We start from the raw sequence: 16,438 nt of genomic DNA, 5'->3' as shown, positions 1-16,438 counted from the left end.
CGAACGCCCGTCTCCTCCCGCTGTCCCGATTACCGGGAGGAGACGGGCGTCGGTGTCGGCGTCGTTCTACCGTGGTCCGATCGAGAAGTTTTCGTATCGAAGGGAACCCACTGTGATGACAGCCGTTGAGACACCGGTCGGCTCACGCTCCATCGTGCTGACCGTCAGTGCAGTCGTCCAGGAAACCGCCGACGCCGTTTCACTGGTGTTCGACGTACCCGAGGACCGCCGAGCGGACTTCACCTACAAACCGGGACAGTTCCTGACCCTGCGCATTCCGAGCGACATGACGGGTTCCGTTGCGCGGTGCTACTCCCTGGCGAGCTCACCGCACGCCGACGAACCCCTCAAGGTCACGGTCAAGCGCACCGCGGCCGGATACGGTTCGAACTGGCTGTGCGACAACGTCACCGCCGGTCAGAGCATCGAGGTGCTGCCACCCGCAGGAGTCTTCACCCCGGTCGACCTCACCGAGAAGCTCGTCCTGTTCGCCGGCGGAAGCGGGATCACCCCTGTGATGTCGATCCTCAAGTCGGCACTGCACAGCGGAAACCGCAATGTCGTGGTGGTCTACGGCAATCGCGACGAGAAATCCGTCATCTTCGCCGAAGAACTCCGTGAGCTCGCCGCACGCCACTCCGACGCCCTCACCGTCGTCCACTGGCTCGAGAGCGTGCAGGGCCTGCCGTCCCCGCAGCAGCTCGCGACCCTGATCTCCTCCTTCGCCGATCACCGCGCATACATGTGCGGACCCGGGCCGTTCATGGACACCGTCCGCGAAGGCCTGCTGCTGGCCGGCGTCCCGAAGGACCGGATCCACGCCGAGGTCTTCACCTCTCTGTCCGGCGATCCGTTCGCCGACGTGCCCGCCGTGGAGATCGACGAGTCGGACACCGACGCCGCCTCCGTGACGGTGCAGCTCGACGGCGAGGAACACGACCTCGTGTGGCCGCGCAGTGCCACCCTGGTCGACATCATGCTGTCGAAGGGCCTGGACGTGCCCTACTCCTGCCGAGAGGGCGAGTGCGGCTCGTGCGCGTGCACCGTCGTCGAAGGAGAGGTGGACACCCCGCCGTCGGCGATCCTCGACGAGGAGGACATCGCCAACGGATACGTCCTCGCATGCCAGGCCAGGCCCAAGAGCAAGAACGTGCGCATCGACTTCTGAACCGGCCGTAGCGAACCGAAGGCCCTGTACCGCCTCTTGCGGTGCGGGGCCTTCGTCCGTCCGGGCGAGATCGTGCGGGAACGGATGCACTCCGCGTACGACGCAGCGTCGTGAAATGGAGCGTCCCCGGGTGCCGTACGGCACCCGGGGACGAGTAGGTGGGGATCGCGCTGATCAGCGGTTCAGCAGGGCCCGCATCGCTGCTGCTGCACCCTCGACGAGCTTGTTCCTCGGGAACCCGCTGCGCTTGACCGCGGCCTCGTAGTTGCCGCCGGCGACCCATACGGGGCCGTCGGTCAGGTGCTCGAGACCTTCACGTGCGACATCCTCCGGCTCGGCGACGAGCATCCCCGGAATGTCGAAGTTCAGACCCGCACGCACCATCGCCGGGGTGCGGGTGACACCGAGGACGAGTTCGACCACATGCACACCGTGCGGTGCGAGTTCGAGCCAGAGGCTCTCGGCGAAGACGCGGCTGAACGCCTTCGATGCCGCGTAGATGCTCTGGTGTTCGGCACCCATGTATCCGGAGAGCGACCCGAGCAGCATGATGCCGCCGCGGCCACGCTCCTTCATCGGCCCACCGAACAGGTGCGACAACTCGATCTGCCGGTGGACGTTGAGGTCGATCACGCCGCGGAACCCGTCGAGGTCGCCGGTGACGAACTCGTGGCCGTAACTGTTCGCGCCGGCGTTGAAGATGAACAGGCCGACCTCGATGTCCTGGGTGGCCGTGCGGATCTGCTCGACGGCGTCGTCGTCGAGCAGATCCAGCGCGAGGGTGCGCACCTGCACGCCGTTGCTCCGCACCTTGTCCGCCGTCTCTTCCAGTGGTTCCGGTTTACGCGCGATGAGCACGAGATCGAAACCCGCGCCGCTCAATTCGTCGGCGAACGCGGCGCCGACGCCTTCGGAGCCGCCGGCGATGACAGCCCACGGGCCGTAGTACGAGCGATCGAGGTCGAGGGATTCTGGCATCGTCGGTCCTTCGAGAAGTAGTCGGGAGCGGAAGGTCGGGAGGGAACGGTCACTGCACGATGGGGGCTCGGATCGGGGTGTCGTCGAAGACCTCGATGACACCCGAGGCGGCCGCCTTCGCGATCGCGGCGTCGAGGTTCGAGCACGACATCCGGGGCGCACCGGGGCGGCCCTCGCGCCCGTCGTCGTCCCGGACGACGGGGCAACGACGGCGCGCGTCGGTGTTCCACTGGATGGACGTGTGCTCCCAGCTGTTCTTCTGCACGAGCACCTGCGCGGCGCATTCACCGCACCGCAACGGCGCCATCCGGTTCTGCATGTTCTCCGCTCCTAGCCCGCAGGGGTGGACTGCTCTTCGAGGGCTTTGCGGGCGATGTTCTCCTCGACTTCCTTCATCCAGGCGGCCACCGGGCGGGTGGTGTCCATCTCGAACTCGAAGCGGTCGGTCATCGCCGGCTCGACGTCCTCGACGTCGACGTAGAACTGCTCGTACCAGCGTCGCAGCTGGTAGACGGGGCCGTCCTCCTCGCACAGGAGCGGGTTGTCGATACGGGTCTTGTTCCGCCAGATCTCGATGTCCTGCTCGAAGCCCTTCGCGATGAAGTTCCCGAACTGCTGGGCGGTCTGCAGGGCCTGCTCGCCTTCGAGGCGATCGGACTTCTTGACGATCATGCCGTACATCAGGACGAACTTGTCCTGGGAGACCGGGTAGTGGCAGTTGATGAGGACCGACTCGACGTCGTAACCCTCGTACTGGTAGACGAGATCGTCGATCATGAAGGACGGTCCGAAGTAGCTTGCGTCGGAGCGGCTTCCGAGCATCTTCGGTTGTCCTGCCGCGTGCGGACGGGTGTCCTCACGGGCCTGGCCCCGCATGAACTGGCTGGCCACCTGGCCTTCGAAGACGTTCTTGAAGTAGACCGGGAAGGAGTAGTGCACGTAGAAGAAGTGCGCCATGTCGACGATGTTGTCGATGATCTCCCGGCAGTTGGTGTCGACCTCGGTGGTGTACCAGACCCAGTCGGTCCACTCGTCGCTCGTCGCGCCTTCGATGCGCGGGATGGTCACGTCGGCGGGCGGCGGGTTCCCCTGAGGGTCGTGCCACACGAAGAGCATGCCGTCCTGATCGAGGGTGTGCCACGCACGGGTCTTGGCGATGGGAGGAACGCGCCGCGCGTACGGGATGTTCTTGCAGCGCCCGTTTCCACCCCAGCGCCAATCGTGGAACGGACACGCGATCTCGTCGCCCTTGACCGTGCCCTGGCTGAGATCCCCACCCATGTGCCGGCAGTACGCGTCGAGGATCTTGATCTCGTCGTTGCTGTCGGCCCACACCACGAGCTTGGTCCCGAAGGCCTCGATCGAGTGCGGCTTGCCGTCCTTGAAATCCTTCGACAGACCGAGGCAGTGCCAGCCTCGGGCGAAGCGGGCGGGAGCCGACCCGGCGACGATCTCGCGGATCTCGGATTGTTCGGAAGTGCCGATGCTCACGGTCGTCCGTCCTTTCGGGAGGGAAGCGTTGAGGAGGTCAGGCGGCGGAGTCCGCTGGAGCATTCCGTCGCGATACGACCGAAACGCTAGGTGATCGGTATCACCCCTGATGAGGACATCTCACTGGTCGAGACCTTCCGCCGTCCTGAGACCGCGCCGGGCCGCGATCACGCAACCGGGGCAGGCTCGGCGGTCGGCATCAGGGCCGCCCGGCCGTTGGCGACGAACTCCTTCTCGATGCGTGCGCGTTCCGCGTCGTCGAGCAGCACGTACTCGGAGGTCCGTCCGACACGCACGTAGACCGTGTCGGAGGTGTTCCACGCGACCGCCCGCAACGGAGCCTTGTTCACCTTGTTGCTCCCCGTCAGCGGGATCCGGTCGGTGACGCGCACGAATCGCGGCCACCACTTGTCACCCATGTCGGGCTGCTCGGCGAGGGTCGCCCCGAAGACCACCGGATCGAACTCCGCACCGGGCTCGAGTTCGACGGCGCACATGACCTGATCCCCGGTCGTGGGATCGGGCACGGCGAAGACCGGGGCGGACAGAACGCCCGGCACCCGCAGGATGATGCGCTCGACCGGGGTGGCGGAGAAGTTCTCACTGTCTACGCGAAGCCAGTCGGAGGATCTTCCGGCGAAGTAGAAGAAACCGTTCTCGTCGCGGTACCCGAGGTCCCCCGACCAGAAATCGTCGCCCTTGACCCGGTCGGCCATCGCCTCGGGATTCTTGTAGTAGCCCTCGAAGGTATGAGCGGCACCACGCGCGACGATCTGACCGACGGCGTCACTGTTGAGGAGACGACCGGTCTCGTCGAAACGGGCGCGAGGGCACTCCTGCCCCGTGTCCTCGTCGAGGATCCGGACGTCGACGCCTCCGACGGCGACGCCGAGCGATCCGGTCGGAGTGTCGGGGGTGCGGTTGATGCGGAAGACACCTTCGCTCATGCCGTAACCCTCGACGACCGTGCAGCCGAAGCGTTCGGAGAAGCGGGCCACGTCGGCTTCGGACGCCTCGGTGCCGAACGCGAGTTCGAGGGTGCTCGCGCGGTCACGGGGGTCCTCCGGCCGGCTCAGAATGTACGACAGGGCGCGTCCGACATAATTGACGAAGGTGGCGCCGTAACGGTGGACGTCGGGGGCGAATCTGCTCGCCGAGAACTTCCGGATCAGACAGACGGTCGCGCCGGCATGCATGGCCGTGCCGAGGTTGAGCATGAGCGCGTTTCCGTGGAAGAGCGGCATGCACAGATAGGCCACCGAATCCTCGCGCATGCGCACACGCTCGGTCAGCGGCCCGAGGAGTCGGGCGAATCGTCCCTGACCGACGATGACGGCCTTCGGGGCACCGGTGGACCCGGAACTGAACAGCAGCAGCGCGATGTCGTCGGCGGACGGGATGGTCCCCGGCAGGTCCGCGCCGCGGAACGGCTCGAGGAACTGCCCGTACCGCGCGTCGTCGATGTCGTAGATCCTGTCGGCGGGCAACCCGTGGTCGGTGCCCTCGAGGAGATGGGCGAGGCGGGACTCGGTGACCACGAGGTCGATATCCGCGTGCCGGATGTCCCGGGCGATCTCCGGACCGCTACGGCTGGCGTTGATACCCACCACGGCCGCCCCGGCCAGAGCGCCCGCACCGATCCAGAACACGAAATCCGGGACGTTCTCGAGAAGTATCCCGATATGACGCTGCCGATCTGCCGGGGCGGGCACGGTCGCCACGATCGCGGCGGCACGATCGGCACTTTCCTGGACCACCTCGCCCCAGGTCCACTGCTGGTCCTCGAAACGCAACCCTACCTTCGGGTCACCGTGACGAGCGCGCACTACTTCTGCGAACGTGTCCAAGTCTTTCCTCCAGACGGTTGTGGCGATCAAGCGAAAGCGGCGCGACCGCCGGACAGAACGGCGCCGGTCTCCGTGACGACGTCGAAGCGGGCATCCGCTGCGTCACCCCAGGCGCGGACCTGTGCCGCATCGCCGGGGAAGACGGGGGCCGCGAACCGCCCGAACAGCATCGTCAGATCGGCCGGGTGCGCTCCGAGCATGTCGGCCAGGGGCAGCGTCGCGGCGGCGAGCGTGCACAGTCCGTGCAGGATCGGGCGGGGCTGTCCGATTCGCGCTGCGGCTTCGGGATCGATGTGGATGTGGTGCCGGTCGCCGGTCAGCCGGTAGAGCGCGGCCTGGTCGGCGTGGGTGGTGAGCGTGCCGACCAGGTCGGCCTCCCCCTCCGGCGCAGCCGGCGCCGACGGTCCGCGCTCGCCGCCGAAACCTCCCGCTCCCGGTGCGAACAACGACCAGGTCGCGACGAAGAACTCGCTCTCGACGACGACCTCGAACACCGCCGCCCGGCCCTTGTCCCAGACCTCACCGACGCGCGCCGACATCGCGATCTCCCCGGAACGCGGCAACGGTGCGAGCACCTCGAGGCTCTGGGAGCCGTGGAGCGCGGTGGACGTGTCGAAGGCACCGAGCGCACCGAGAGCATCCGGTGCCCACTGGGCCAGCGTCAGAGCGAACGTCGGCAGTACCCGCAACCGCTCCTCGAACACGAGGTCGAGGTCCGTCGCACCGGCGCCCACCGCGAGCGCGTACAGGATCGCGTCCCGTTCGTCGTATCGGACCGTGCGGGCACCCAGGTCGTGGCCTCGCCACTGCGCGGGCGTCGACGTCGTTGCGGTCATTCGATCTCAGTCCTTTCTCATGGGGGCGCCGGGCGGCGGCCCGACGGAGACAGGACCTCGCTTTCCACAGACGCCCAGGTCACAGGCTAGGGAGAGCGGTGGTGACCGTCACCGCCCGTCCCACTCACCGGTACATTCGAGGTCGGGGTGACCCGTCGTGAGATTCTGGCGGTACGCACTCGATGGAGGAGGGGACGTTCGTGAAGCGTGCAGGGACACCGGTGGGATACAGGCGATGACCATCCCGTCCGATCCCTCCCATTTCCTCGATCAGCTGGTATCGCGCCTCACCGGCCCGGGCGGCGAGTTCGAGATCGTCGTGCAGGAAATCCTGGGCACCGCGATGCCCGTCATGCGTAAACGTGACGTCGCCGTGGCGGATCTGCTCTCGCAGTCCCTCGTCTGGGGCGACCGCGAGTACCTGGTCACCGCCGATCGCCGGATCACTTTCGCCCAGAACGCACGCATGTCCTACGCCCTCGCCGCAGCCCTGCACGAGCGGTACGGGGTGCGCTCGGGCGACCGCGTGGCGATCCTGTCGGCGAACAGACCCGAATGGGTCACCGCGTTCTGGGCGACACAGGCCCTCGGCGCGATCTCGGTGGGATTGAACGCCTGGTGGGTCCAGCCGGAACTGGAGTTCGGTATCCGCCATTCGCGACCGCGGGTGGTGTTCGTCGACGGTCCGCGTACCGCGGCCGTCGCCGGCATCGATCGTGCGCAGACCGTGGTGTTGTCGATCGAGGAGGATCTACCGCGGCTGGTCGCGGAGTTCGACGGCGCGCAACCGCCGCCGCCGCGGGTCGCCGAGGACGATCCCGCCGTTCTCCTGTACACCTCGGGCACGAGCGGCGACCCCAAAGGTGCGTTGCACTCGCAACGGAATCTGCTGGCGGTGGTCGACTACCACCGGTACCTCGACGCGATCGCGACGATCTGGACCGGGGCTGCATACGACCGGTCGGTGCCGTCGGACTCCAGATATCTGCTGACGTCCTCGCTGTTCCACATCACGAGCCTGCACAACACGATCGTGCCGCGCCTGGCCACCGGCAGCACCGTGGTGATGAATCAGGGATGGTACGGGGTACATCCCGTGCTCGAACTCATCGAAGCGGAGCAGGTCACCCATTGGATGGCCGTGCCGTCGATGGCGGCGCGGATGCTCGAGGACGAAGACCTCGACAGATACGACCTGACCTCGTTGACACGCTTCACCCTGTCCTCGGAACCGTCGACACCCGAGTTCAAGCAGCGTCTGCGCGAGCGGCTCCCGTTCGGCAAGCACGCCATGGTCGACAGCTACACCATCACCGAGTGCAGCACGTCGATCGCGGTGGCTTCTGCCGCCGAACTCGAGGAGTTCCCCGGCACGGTGGGCGCGCCGATCATCACGGTGAGCCTCGAGATCCGGGATCAGACCGGCGCATGGCTGCCCGACGGCCGCGTGGGTGAGGTGTGTGTGCGCAGCCCCTTCGTCATGCTCGGCTACTGGGACGACGAAGCCGCGACAGCCGAGGCGATCACGCCCGACCGCTGGTTGCGCACAGGCGATTTCGGAGTTGTGGAGAACGGCCGGCTGCGTCTGGTGGGCCGGCGCGCCGACCTCATCCACCAGAACGGCGAAAATGTCTATCCGTCGGAGGTCGAACGCGTCCTCTCCCTGCACCCGGCGGTCCGCGAATGCATGGTGACCGGCGCTCCCCACCCGGAATGGGGTCAGGAGGTGGCGGCGGTGGTCGTGCTCGTCGAAGGCTCCACGGTCACCGTCGAGGAGTTGACGACTTTCGCTTCCGAGCATCTCGCATACTTCAAGGTGCCGACGCAGTGGACGCTGACGTCCTCCCTGTTGCCGCGCAACGCTACTGGGAAGATCATCCGCAAGGGATGGCGCGACACGTCCGGACCCTGGTAACCGCACGCCTGCGCCTCACGAGCGCCACCGGGTGGACCGGGCCGGAGCCCGGCCCACCCGAACGGGGTCGGCTCAGCTCAACCGCTCGAGCACCATCGCCATGCCCTGGCCTCCACCGACGCACATCGTCTCGACACCGAACTGCTTGTCGTGGGTGCGCAGGTTGTTGATGAGTGTCGTGGTGATGCGAGCACCGGTCATTCCGAAGGGGTGACCGAGCGCGATCGCGCCGCCGTTGACGTTGAGCTTGTCCTCGTCGATACCGAGTTCACGAGCGGAACCGAGGACCTGGACGGCGAAGGCCTCGTTGATCTCGAACAGGTCGATGTCGTCGATTCCCATGTTCGCGTTGGCCAGAGCCTTGCGGGTCGCGTCGATCGGTCCGAGGCCCATGATCTCCGGGGACAGGCCCGAGACACCGGTGGAGACGACACGTGCGAGCGGGGTCAGCCCGAGTTCTTTCGCCTTGGTGTCGGACATGATCACCAGGGCGGCCGCACCGTCGTTGAGCGGGCAGGCGTTGCCGGCGGTCACGGTGCCGTCGGGGCGGAAGACCGGCTTCAGCTGGCTGACCGCCTCGTAGGTGGTGCCCGGACGCGGACCGTCGTCGGTGGACACGACGGTGCCGTCGGCGAGGGTCACCGGGGTGATCTCGCGCTCGAAGAAGCCGCTCTTGATGGCTTCCTCGGCCCGGTTGTGCGAACGCACGCCCCAGCGGTCCTGGTCCTCGCGGGAGATGCCGGTGTGCGAGGCGACGTTCTCGGCGGTCTGCCCCATGCCGAGGTAGACGTCCGGAAGCAGGCCTTCGTTGCGCGGGTCGGTCCACGCCACGCCACCCTCGGCGAGCTTCGCACTGCGCGCCTGCGCGTCGTCGAACAGCGGGTTCTTCGTATTCGGCAGTCCGTCGGCGTTACCGGTGACGAAGCTCGACACCGACTCGACGCCGGCCGAGACGAACACGTCGCCCTCCCCGGCCTTGATGGCGTGCAGCGCCATGCGGGTGGTCTGCAGCGACGACGAGCAGTAGCGGTTGACGGTGACACCCGGCAGGAAGTCGTAGCCGAGCTGGACCGCCACGACACGCGCGATGTTGAAGCCGGACTGCCCTGCGGGCTGGCCGCAACCGAGCATGAGGTCGTCGATCTCGGCGGGATCGAGCTCGGGAACCTTCGCGAGCGCTGCGGCGACCATCTGCGTCGCGAGGTCGTCCGGACGGATCGACGCGAGCGAGCCCTTACGCGCTCGGCCGATCGGCGACCGTACTGCGGACACGATTACTGCTTCGGGCATCTTCTCTCCTCGATGTTCGGTCGTACTTCGACCCTACGACCCTTCGACCCTCTGGGTCCGGCGGCTATCCTGTGCTAACTTACCAAGCAATCGCTTGGTTCGGTACAGACGTTAGGAACATGCCATGGGCATCACCTCGACCTCCGACAGCGCCGGTATCACCACGGTCACCGTCGACTTCCCGCCCGTGAACGCTCTTCCCTCACAGGCCTGGTTCGACCTGGCCGAGGCCGTGACCACGGCCGGGCGCAGTCTCGACACCCACGCGGTGATCCTGCGCGCCGAGGGCAGAGGCTTCAACGCGGGTGTGGACATCAAGGAAATGCAGGCCACCGAAGGGTTCGACGCCCTGATCGCCGCCAACCACGGGTGCGCCGCCGCATTCGCCGCCGTCTACGACTGCGAGGTACCGGTGATCGTCGCCGTCAACGGCTTCTGCGTCGGAGGCGGCATCGGCCTCGTCGGCAACGCGGACGTCATCGTCGCCTCCGACGACGCCGTCTTCGGCCTGCCCGAGGTCGACCGCGGTGCGCTCGGCGCCGCAACGCATCTCGCGCGCCTCGTCCCTCAGCACATGATGCGCACCCTCTACTACACGGCGCAGAACGTCACCGCGCAGCAGCTCGAGCACTTCGGTTCGGTGTACAAGGTCGTGCCGCGCAGCGAACTGGACGCCACCGCACGCGAGGTCGCCGAGACGATCGCCGCGAAGGACACCCGCGTCATCCGCCGCGCGAAGGAAGCAATCAACCGCATCGACCCCGTCGACGTGAAGACGAGCTACCGCCTCGAGCAGGGTTTCACCTTCGAGCTGAATCTCGCCGGCATCGCCGACGAGCACCGCGACGAGTTCGTCGCAACAGGAAAGCCGCGCAGCAACAGCTGACGCCTCACACCACCAGGAGTTCGGAACACCATGCGTGACAAGAGAATGTCGCTCGACGACGTGGTCGGCGAGCTGCGCAGCGGAATGACCATCGGCCTCGGTGGCTGGGGGTCGCGCCGCAAGCCCATGGCGCTCGTGCGGGCGATCCTCCGCTCGGACGTGAAGGATCTGACCGTCGTCACCTACGGCGGCCCCGATCTGGGCCTGCTGTGCTCGGCGGGCAAGGTGAAGAAGGCCTACTACGGATTCGTCTCGCTCGACTCGGCACCGTTCTACGATCCGTGGTTCGCCAAGGCCCGCACGGGCGGCGAGATCGTCGCCCGCGAGATGGACGAGGGCATGATCAAGTGCGGCCTGGAGGCCGCCGCGGCACGCCTGCCGTTCCTGCCCATCCGCGCAGGCCTGGGCTCGGCCGTCGTCGACTTCTGGGAAGGCGAACTGAAGACCGTCACCTCGCCGTATCCCGGCCCGGACGGCACCGAGACCCTCATCGCCATGCCGGCGCTGAACCTCGACGCGGCGTTCGTGCACCTCAACATCGGCGACAAGCACGGCAACGCCGGCTACCAGGGTGTCGACCCGTACTTCGACGACCTCTACTGCATGGCCGCCGAGCGGCGCTACGTCTCGGTCGAGAAGATCGTCGAGACCGAGCAGCTCGTGAAAGAGGTTCCGCTCCAGCAACTCCTGCTCAACCGCATGATGGTCGACGGGATCGTCGAAGCGCCGAACGGGGCGCACTTCACCCTCGCGGGCGACAGCTACGGCCGCGACGAGAAGTTCCAGCGCCACTACGCCGAGTCCGCCAAGGACCCCGAGGCGTGGCAGGCATTCGTCGACCGCTTCCTCTCGGGCAGCGAGGACGACTACCAGGCCGCAGTCCAGAAGTTCGCACAGGAGCAGGCATGACCACCACCGAGACCGTGACCCGCGCCGAGTACTGCGCGATCGCATGCGCCGACATCTTCTCGGGTGCCGGCGAGATCATGGCGAGCCCGATGGCGACACTGCCGCAGATCGGCGCACGCCTGGCCAAGCTCACCACCGAGCCCGACCTGTTGATCACCGACGGTGAAGCACTCATCCTCGCCGACGTCCCGGCCCTCGGCGCGAAGGCACCGATCGAAGGCTGGATGCCGTTCCGCAAGGTGTTCGACGTCGTCGCGTCGGGTCGCCGCCACGTCGTGATGGGCGCCAACCAGATCGACCGGTACGGCAACCAGAACCTGTCGGCCTTCGGTCCGCTCCAGCAGCCGACGCGTCAGATGTTCGGTGTGCGCGGCGCTCCCGGCAACACGATCAACCATGCGACCAGCTACTGGGTCGGCAAGCATTCCTCGCGTGTCTTCGTCGACACGGTCGACATCGTCTCGGGTGTCGGATACGACAAGGTCGATCCCGAGAACCCGGCGTACCGCTTCCTGGACATCGCGCGGGTCGTCACCAACCTCGGTGTCTTCGACTTCGGCGGCCCCGGCCACAGCTTCCGGGCGCTCTCGTTGCACCCGGGTGTCGAGGCCGAGACCGTCGCCGAGAACACGTCCTTCGAGGTCGCCGGTCTCGACGAGGCCGGTGTGACCCGCGAACCCACCGCCGAGGAACTGCGTCTGATCCGAGAGGTGATCGACCCCAAGGGACTCCGCGACCGTGAGGTTGCGCTGTGAGCACCCTGCGCACAGCACTGACGGAGCTCGTGGGCATCGAGCACCCCATCGTTCAGACGGGCATGGGCTGGGTGTCCGGCCCGCGGCTGACCGCCGCGACGTCGAACGCCGGTGGCCTCGGCATCCTCGCGTCGGCGACGATGACCTATCCCGAGCTCGAAGCGGCCGTGGCAAAGACGAAGTCGCTCACCGACAAGCCGTTCGGTGTGAACATGCGCGCCGACGCTTCGGACGCCGGCGAGCGCATCGACCTGCTGATCCGCGAGAAGGTCAAGGTCGCGTCGTTCGCGCTCGCACCGAAGAAGGAGCTGATCGCCAAGCTGAAGGATCACGGCATCGTCGTGATCCCGTCGATCGGTGCCGCCAAGCATGCCGTGAAGGTCGCCTCGTGGGGTGCCGACGCGGTGATCGTGCAAGGTGGCGAGGGCGGTGGCCACACCGGTCCCGTCGCGACGACCCTGCTGCTGCCGAGCGTCCTCGACGCCGTCGACATCCCCGTCGTCGCCGCCGGTGGTTTCTTCGACGGCCGCGGCCTGGCCGCCGCACTGTCCTACGGCGCGGCCGGCATCGCGATGGGTACGCGATTCCTGCTCACCAGCGACAGCGCCGTTCCGGATTCGGTGAAGCAGCAGTACCTTTCGCGGGGCCTGCAGGACACCACCGTGTCACTCAAGGTCGACGGCATGCCGCACCGCGTCCTGAACACCGACCTGGTGAACAGCCTCGAGAAGTCGAGCTACGCGAAGGGACTGGTCGCGGCCGCGCGGAACGCGACGAAGTTCAAATCGATGACGGGCATGAAGTGGTCGACCATCGTCAAGGACGGCCTCGCCATGAAGAAGGCGAGCGACCGCACCTGGCAGCAGATCATCATGGCCGCCAACACCCCCATGCTCCTCAAGGCCGGCCTGGTGGAGGGCAACACCGACGCCGGTGTGCTCGCCTCGGGCCAGGTCGTCGGCATGCTCGACGACCTGCCGAGCTGCCAGGAGCTGATCGATCGCATCGTCGCCGAGGCCGTCGAGCGCATCGACGCCCTCTCGGCCCTGCGCGATCAGGGGCGTCCCGCCGCCTGATTCCGAGCTCTCCCTTCGACCCCGCCCATCCGCTCGCCGATTCATCATCCGCTACAGCGAATTTCCGTAGCGGATGGCCGGAATGCGAGCGGATGGGCGGGGTCGCTGCTATTCGGTGGTGAGCGCACTCAGCAGAGCCCTGGTGCGACGGAGCGAGGCTCGCTGGTCGTCGCCGACGGGGACGACCGCCGCCCAGACGTCGGTGACGCCCGCATCGAGCAAACCCTGCAGTTGCCGGCGCACCGACTCCTCGTCGCCCACGATCGCGATGTCCGCCGGGGTACTCGCGCCCGCCTCCTCCAGGACCCGTCGATAGCTGGGCATCCCCGCGTAGGACGTGGCGGTCGCGGCGACCGCATCCCGCGCGGCGTCCGCGTCGTCGTGGACTGCGACGGGCAGTCCCGCCACGATGCGCGGCTCCGGTCGGCCGGCCCGCGCGGCGGCCGCGTGGATCGCAGGGGCGATCCGCGATTCGATCACCTTCGGCGCCGCCATCCACAGGACCGTCCCGTCGGCGTACTCCCCCGCGACCCGCAGCATCCGCGGCGACATGGCGGACAGCAGGACGGGCACCTCGTGCGCGACGGCGACCATCCGTCCCGCGCTGCGGGTGGACCATGCCTCGCCCCGGAAGTCCACCTCCTCACCGCGCAGGAGTGCAGTGATGATCCGGATATACTCCTCGGTGTTCTGTCCCGGGGTGTCGTACGACAGTCCGTAGACGTCCCGGACCAGTCGCTCGTGCGACGGTCCCAGCCCGAGCGTGAATCCCGGCCGGCCCATGGCCTCGGCGACGGCCGCGGCGCGGTTCGCTTGCAGCAGCGGGTGGCACGGGTAGGTCTGGAGCACGGCGGTGCCGAGCTCGATCGATCCGGTCTCCCGACCGGCCACCGCGAGAGCCGCCAGCGGGTCGCCCGCGACGGTGCTCGCGAACCACAGGGACGTGAATCCCTCGGCCTCCGCCTTCTGTGCCTGCTTCACGATCCTGCCCGTGGACGACGCTCCGCCCGTGAGCCCGATTCGCATCGACACCTCCGTGATCGCGTCCCCATTCGATGGGGAGAACAGTACTCTCAAACAAAGAGAGTATGGATTCCCGGCGGAAACTGTGATGGCCGAGTCCGGATAGTTCCCACGATCGGAACCGACGTTGTTGTCGATCCTTCCCGGGATCAACGACAACAACATCGGTTCCGATCCGACTGACTACGGTCGTTGACGGATCCGCCGAGCTCGCGTTACCGTGCGCGGAACTGTTTACCGCAGGCATGGGGGCCCGGTGAGATCACGCACGGTCGCATTCGTCGTGGCGGCACTGGCCGCCTGCACCATCACATCCACAGCACCGGCGACCGCCGATCCCACCGGTGGCGCCTCCGGCGCATCCTGGCAGAGCCTCGTCGATGCCCCCGACGCCTATCCCGACACCGCCGTCGAGTGGGACGTACCCATCACACTGAGCGACGGGACGGTGCTCCGCGCCAACGTCTTCCGTCCCGCACACGCCGACGGCACGCCGATCGACGAACCCACACCGGTCGTCCTCGGTCTCACGCCGTACACGAAACTGTTGTCGACGCTGGCGTCGGTGGCGATGGAGGACCCGCAGTTCGCCCCACTCGTGGACGAACTCGGATCCGTCCTGAACTTCGGTGCCCCCTTCGACGGCATCACCGAACTCGCCGCCCCGGCATCCCAACTCGGCCGCGCCTTCGGACTCAACCGCGATCTCGTGCAGAACGGGTACACGCAGGTGATCGTCGACGTGCGGGGCACCGGTTTCTCCCACGGACAGTGGGACGTTCTCGGTCCGCGCGAGCAGCAGGACACCGTCGAGGTCATCGACTGGGCGGCGAAGCAACCGTGGTCGAACGGACGCGTCGGAACGACCGGCGTGTCCTATTCGGCGATCAACCAGATCCAGGCCGCCGGCCTACGACCTGAGGCACTCGACGCGGTCTTCGCCGTCGAACCCGGCAACGACCTGCTGCGCGACATCGTGGGCACCGGCGGCGCCGTGGGCGTGGGCTTCATGCCCGCCTGGCTCGGGCTCGTCAACGGGCTCAAGTGGGTTCCCGATATGCAAGCCCTCCTCCAGGGCCGGTTCGACGCGCAGTGGTTGCGCGACAGGCTCGCCAACCCCGCCACGAAGATCCCCGAACTCTTCGAGGTCCTCACCGCGCCGAGCATCGACGGTGTCTCCCCCGATGCCCTCGCGGTCGCTCAGGACGGCCCGTTCTACCAGGAACGGCAGGCCCGACTCGAGTCGATCGAGGTGCCCACCTTCGTGTTCGGGAACTGGCACGACATCTTCGCCAACAGCGAGCCCGACATCTACAACCGGATTCCCGTCGAACCCGGCCGCAAGCAACTGGTGATGGGCGACGGCTACCACGCGATTCTCGGTACCGGATTCGGCACCCCGGGACATCCGCCGAACATCACGGCGCTCCAGCACGCCTGGTTCGACCGCTGGCTCAAGGACATCGACAACGGCATCGACGAGTACGGCCCGGTCACCCTGCTGCAGCAGGGCGGCGGTTGGGTCACGAACGACGAGTTCCCACGCAGCCCCGTCGACCACGAGAAGCTCTTCCTGTCGGCGGCTCCGAGCGGCACGGCCGGGCACGCTCTCCACGACGGCACACTCGCGACGTCGGCGCCCGAAACCGCGCAACGACTCACCGTTGCCCCGGGACTGCGCGGCTTCTGTTCCCGTGAGGCCGCACAGGGCACCGCCGGCATCGCGGTGCTGTTGGGCGCCGGATGCACGAAGGACGCCCGGTTCAACGAGGTCGAGGCCCTCACGTTCACGAGCGAGCCGGTCACCGAACCGACCGTGTTCTCGGGACCGGTCAACGTGCACCTCGAGACCGTCCTCGACGCCACCGACGGATTCTGGTCGGTTTCCGTGAACGACGTGGCTCCGGACGGACGGTCCACCGTGCTCACCACCGGTTCCCTCGTCTCGTCGCTGCGGGCGATCGACGATTCGAAGAGCACGTTCACCGCCGACGGCGACTACGCGCAGGCACATCCGGTGCTGACCCTCGAGTCCCGGCAGCCGATCGTCCCGGGGCAACCGACGGCCCTCGACATCAGCACGCCGCCGACCGAGGCGGTGCTGCAACCGGGCCACCGCATCCGGGTGGACGTCTACGCCGCGAGCGTCCCGCGCTCGCTGCCCCTCGGTCCGATGCTGGTCGAGAGCGGACTGCGGCCACAGCACCTCGAACTGAACCCCGCCTCACCGAGTTTCGTGACACTGCCCGTCGCTCGATAGGAGG

Annotated in this window: 14 protein-coding genes; 7 read left to right on the top strand and 7 right to left on the bottom strand. The window is 67.3% G+C overall.

All coding sequences use genetic code 11. The features are described 5' to 3' along the window. The first annotated feature begins 115 nt into the window (after positions 1-115). A complete protein-coding gene (locus tag AC0LPE_RS02825) occupies positions 116-1,168 on the top strand; it encodes a 2Fe-2S iron-sulfur cluster-binding protein (protein WP_455408044.1) in 1,053 nt (350 codons plus the stop codon). Positions 1,169-1,342: 174 nt separating this feature from the next. Here AC0LPE_RS02825 and AC0LPE_RS02820 read toward each other — a convergent pair whose 3' ends face one another. The 5 genes from AC0LPE_RS02820 to AC0LPE_RS02800 all read right to left on the bottom strand — a co-directional run bounded on the left by AC0LPE_RS02820 (position 1,343) and on the right by AC0LPE_RS02800 (position 6,320). Next, positions 1,343-2,146: an SDR family NAD(P)-dependent oxidoreductase gene (locus AC0LPE_RS02820; RefSeq protein ID WP_490605562.1), complete on the bottom strand. Its 804-nt coding sequence runs from the start codon at positions 2,144-2,146 to the stop codon at positions 1,343-1,345. A 49-nt stretch (positions 2,147-2,195) separates the two neighbouring features. Then, positions 2,196-2,465: a hypothetical protein gene (locus tag AC0LPE_RS02815; protein WP_120281345.1), complete on the bottom strand. Its 270-nt coding sequence runs from the start codon at positions 2,463-2,465 to the stop codon at positions 2,196-2,198. Positions 2,466-2,476: 11 nt separating this feature from the next. Beyond that, complete coding sequence (locus tag AC0LPE_RS02810; protein ID WP_160877748.1) at positions 2,477-3,637, bottom strand: 3-ketosteroid-9-alpha-monooxygenase, oxygenase component; 1,161 nt, start codon at positions 3,635-3,637, stop codon at positions 2,477-2,479. 167 nt (positions 3,638-3,804) lie between these two features. Continuing rightward, positions 3,805-5,484: an AMP-binding protein gene (locus AC0LPE_RS02805; RefSeq protein WP_160877746.1), complete on the bottom strand. Its 1,680-nt coding sequence runs from the start codon at positions 5,482-5,484 to the stop codon at positions 3,805-3,807. 26 nt (positions 5,485-5,510) lie between these two features. Beyond that, positions 5,511-6,320 (bottom strand): MaoC/PaaZ C-terminal domain-containing protein, encoded by an 810-nt coding sequence (locus AC0LPE_RS02800; protein WP_120281342.1) that lies wholly within the window; start codon positions 6,318-6,320, stop codon positions 5,511-5,513. Between the two features lie 235 nt (positions 6,321-6,555). On the opposite strand from AC0LPE_RS02800, the gene casG reads away from it, so the two are divergent. Beyond that, complete coding sequence (gene casG, locus AC0LPE_RS02795) at positions 6,556-8,235, top strand: steroid-24-oyl-CoA synthetase (RefSeq protein ID WP_490605561.1); 1,680 nt, start codon at positions 6,556-6,558, stop codon at positions 8,233-8,235. Between the two features lie 72 nt (positions 8,236-8,307). Here casG and AC0LPE_RS02790 read toward each other — a convergent pair whose 3' ends face one another. Then, on the bottom strand, positions 8,308-9,525 hold the full coding sequence (locus tag AC0LPE_RS02790) for an acetyl-CoA C-acetyltransferase (RefSeq protein WP_120281340.1): 1,218 nt from the start codon (positions 9,523-9,525) through the stop codon (positions 8,308-8,310). A 124-nt stretch (positions 9,526-9,649) separates the two neighbouring features. Here AC0LPE_RS02790 and echA20 point away from each other — a divergent pair, with 124 nt between their 5' ends. The 4 genes from echA20 to ipdC are packed head-to-tail and all read left to right on the top strand — an operon-like array spanning position 9,650 to position 13,151. Then, positions 9,650-10,411, top strand: coding sequence for a (7aS)-7a-methyl-1,5-dioxo-2,3,5,6,7,7a-hexahydro-1H-indene-carboxyl-CoA hydrolase (echA20, locus tag AC0LPE_RS02785; protein ID WP_120281339.1), 762 nt, complete (start codon positions 9,650-9,652; stop codon positions 10,409-10,411). A 30-nt stretch (positions 10,412-10,441) separates the two neighbouring features. After that, positions 10,442-11,320 (top strand): cholesterol ring-cleaving hydrolase subunit IpdA, encoded by an 879-nt coding sequence (ipdA, locus tag AC0LPE_RS02780; protein ID WP_183070638.1) that lies wholly within the window; start codon positions 10,442-10,444, stop codon positions 11,318-11,320. Next, positions 11,317-12,075, top strand: coding sequence for a cholesterol ring-cleaving hydrolase subunit IpdB (ipdB, locus tag AC0LPE_RS02775; RefSeq protein ID WP_088897577.1), 759 nt, complete (start codon positions 11,317-11,319; stop codon positions 12,073-12,075). Before ipdA ends, ipdB begins: the two co-directional genes overlap by 4 nt. Then, the gene (ipdC, locus tag AC0LPE_RS02770; protein ID WP_490605560.1) at positions 12,072-13,151 is read left to right on the top strand and encodes a (3aS,4S,5R,7aS)-5-hydroxy-7a-methyl-1-oxo-octahydro-1H-indene-4-carboxyl-CoA dehydrogenase; all 1,080 of its coding nucleotides are present in this window, start codon (positions 12,072-12,074) and stop codon (positions 13,149-13,151) included. The genes ipdB and ipdC overlap by 4 nt, the downstream gene beginning before the upstream one ends. Before the next feature lie 108 nt (positions 13,152-13,259). Here the strand turns inward: ipdC and AC0LPE_RS02765 are convergent, their stop codons facing one another. Further along, positions 13,260-14,177, bottom strand: a complete 918-nt coding sequence (locus tag AC0LPE_RS02765; protein WP_490605559.1) for a TIGR03564 family F420-dependent LLM class oxidoreductase — start codon at positions 14,175-14,177, stop codon at positions 13,260-13,262. Positions 14,178-14,430: 253 nt separating this feature from the next. Here AC0LPE_RS02765 and AC0LPE_RS02760 point away from each other — a divergent pair, with 253 nt between their 5' ends. Continuing rightward, a complete protein-coding gene (locus tag AC0LPE_RS02760; RefSeq protein ID WP_490605558.1) occupies positions 14,431-16,434 on the top strand; it encodes a CocE/NonD family hydrolase in 2,004 nt (667 codons plus the stop codon). Positions 16,435-16,438: the final 4 nt, after the last annotated feature.

This window comes from Rhodococcus sp. S3 (genome assembly GCF_058211795.1).
This window is presented reverse-complemented; position numbering and strand designations above follow the sequence as displayed.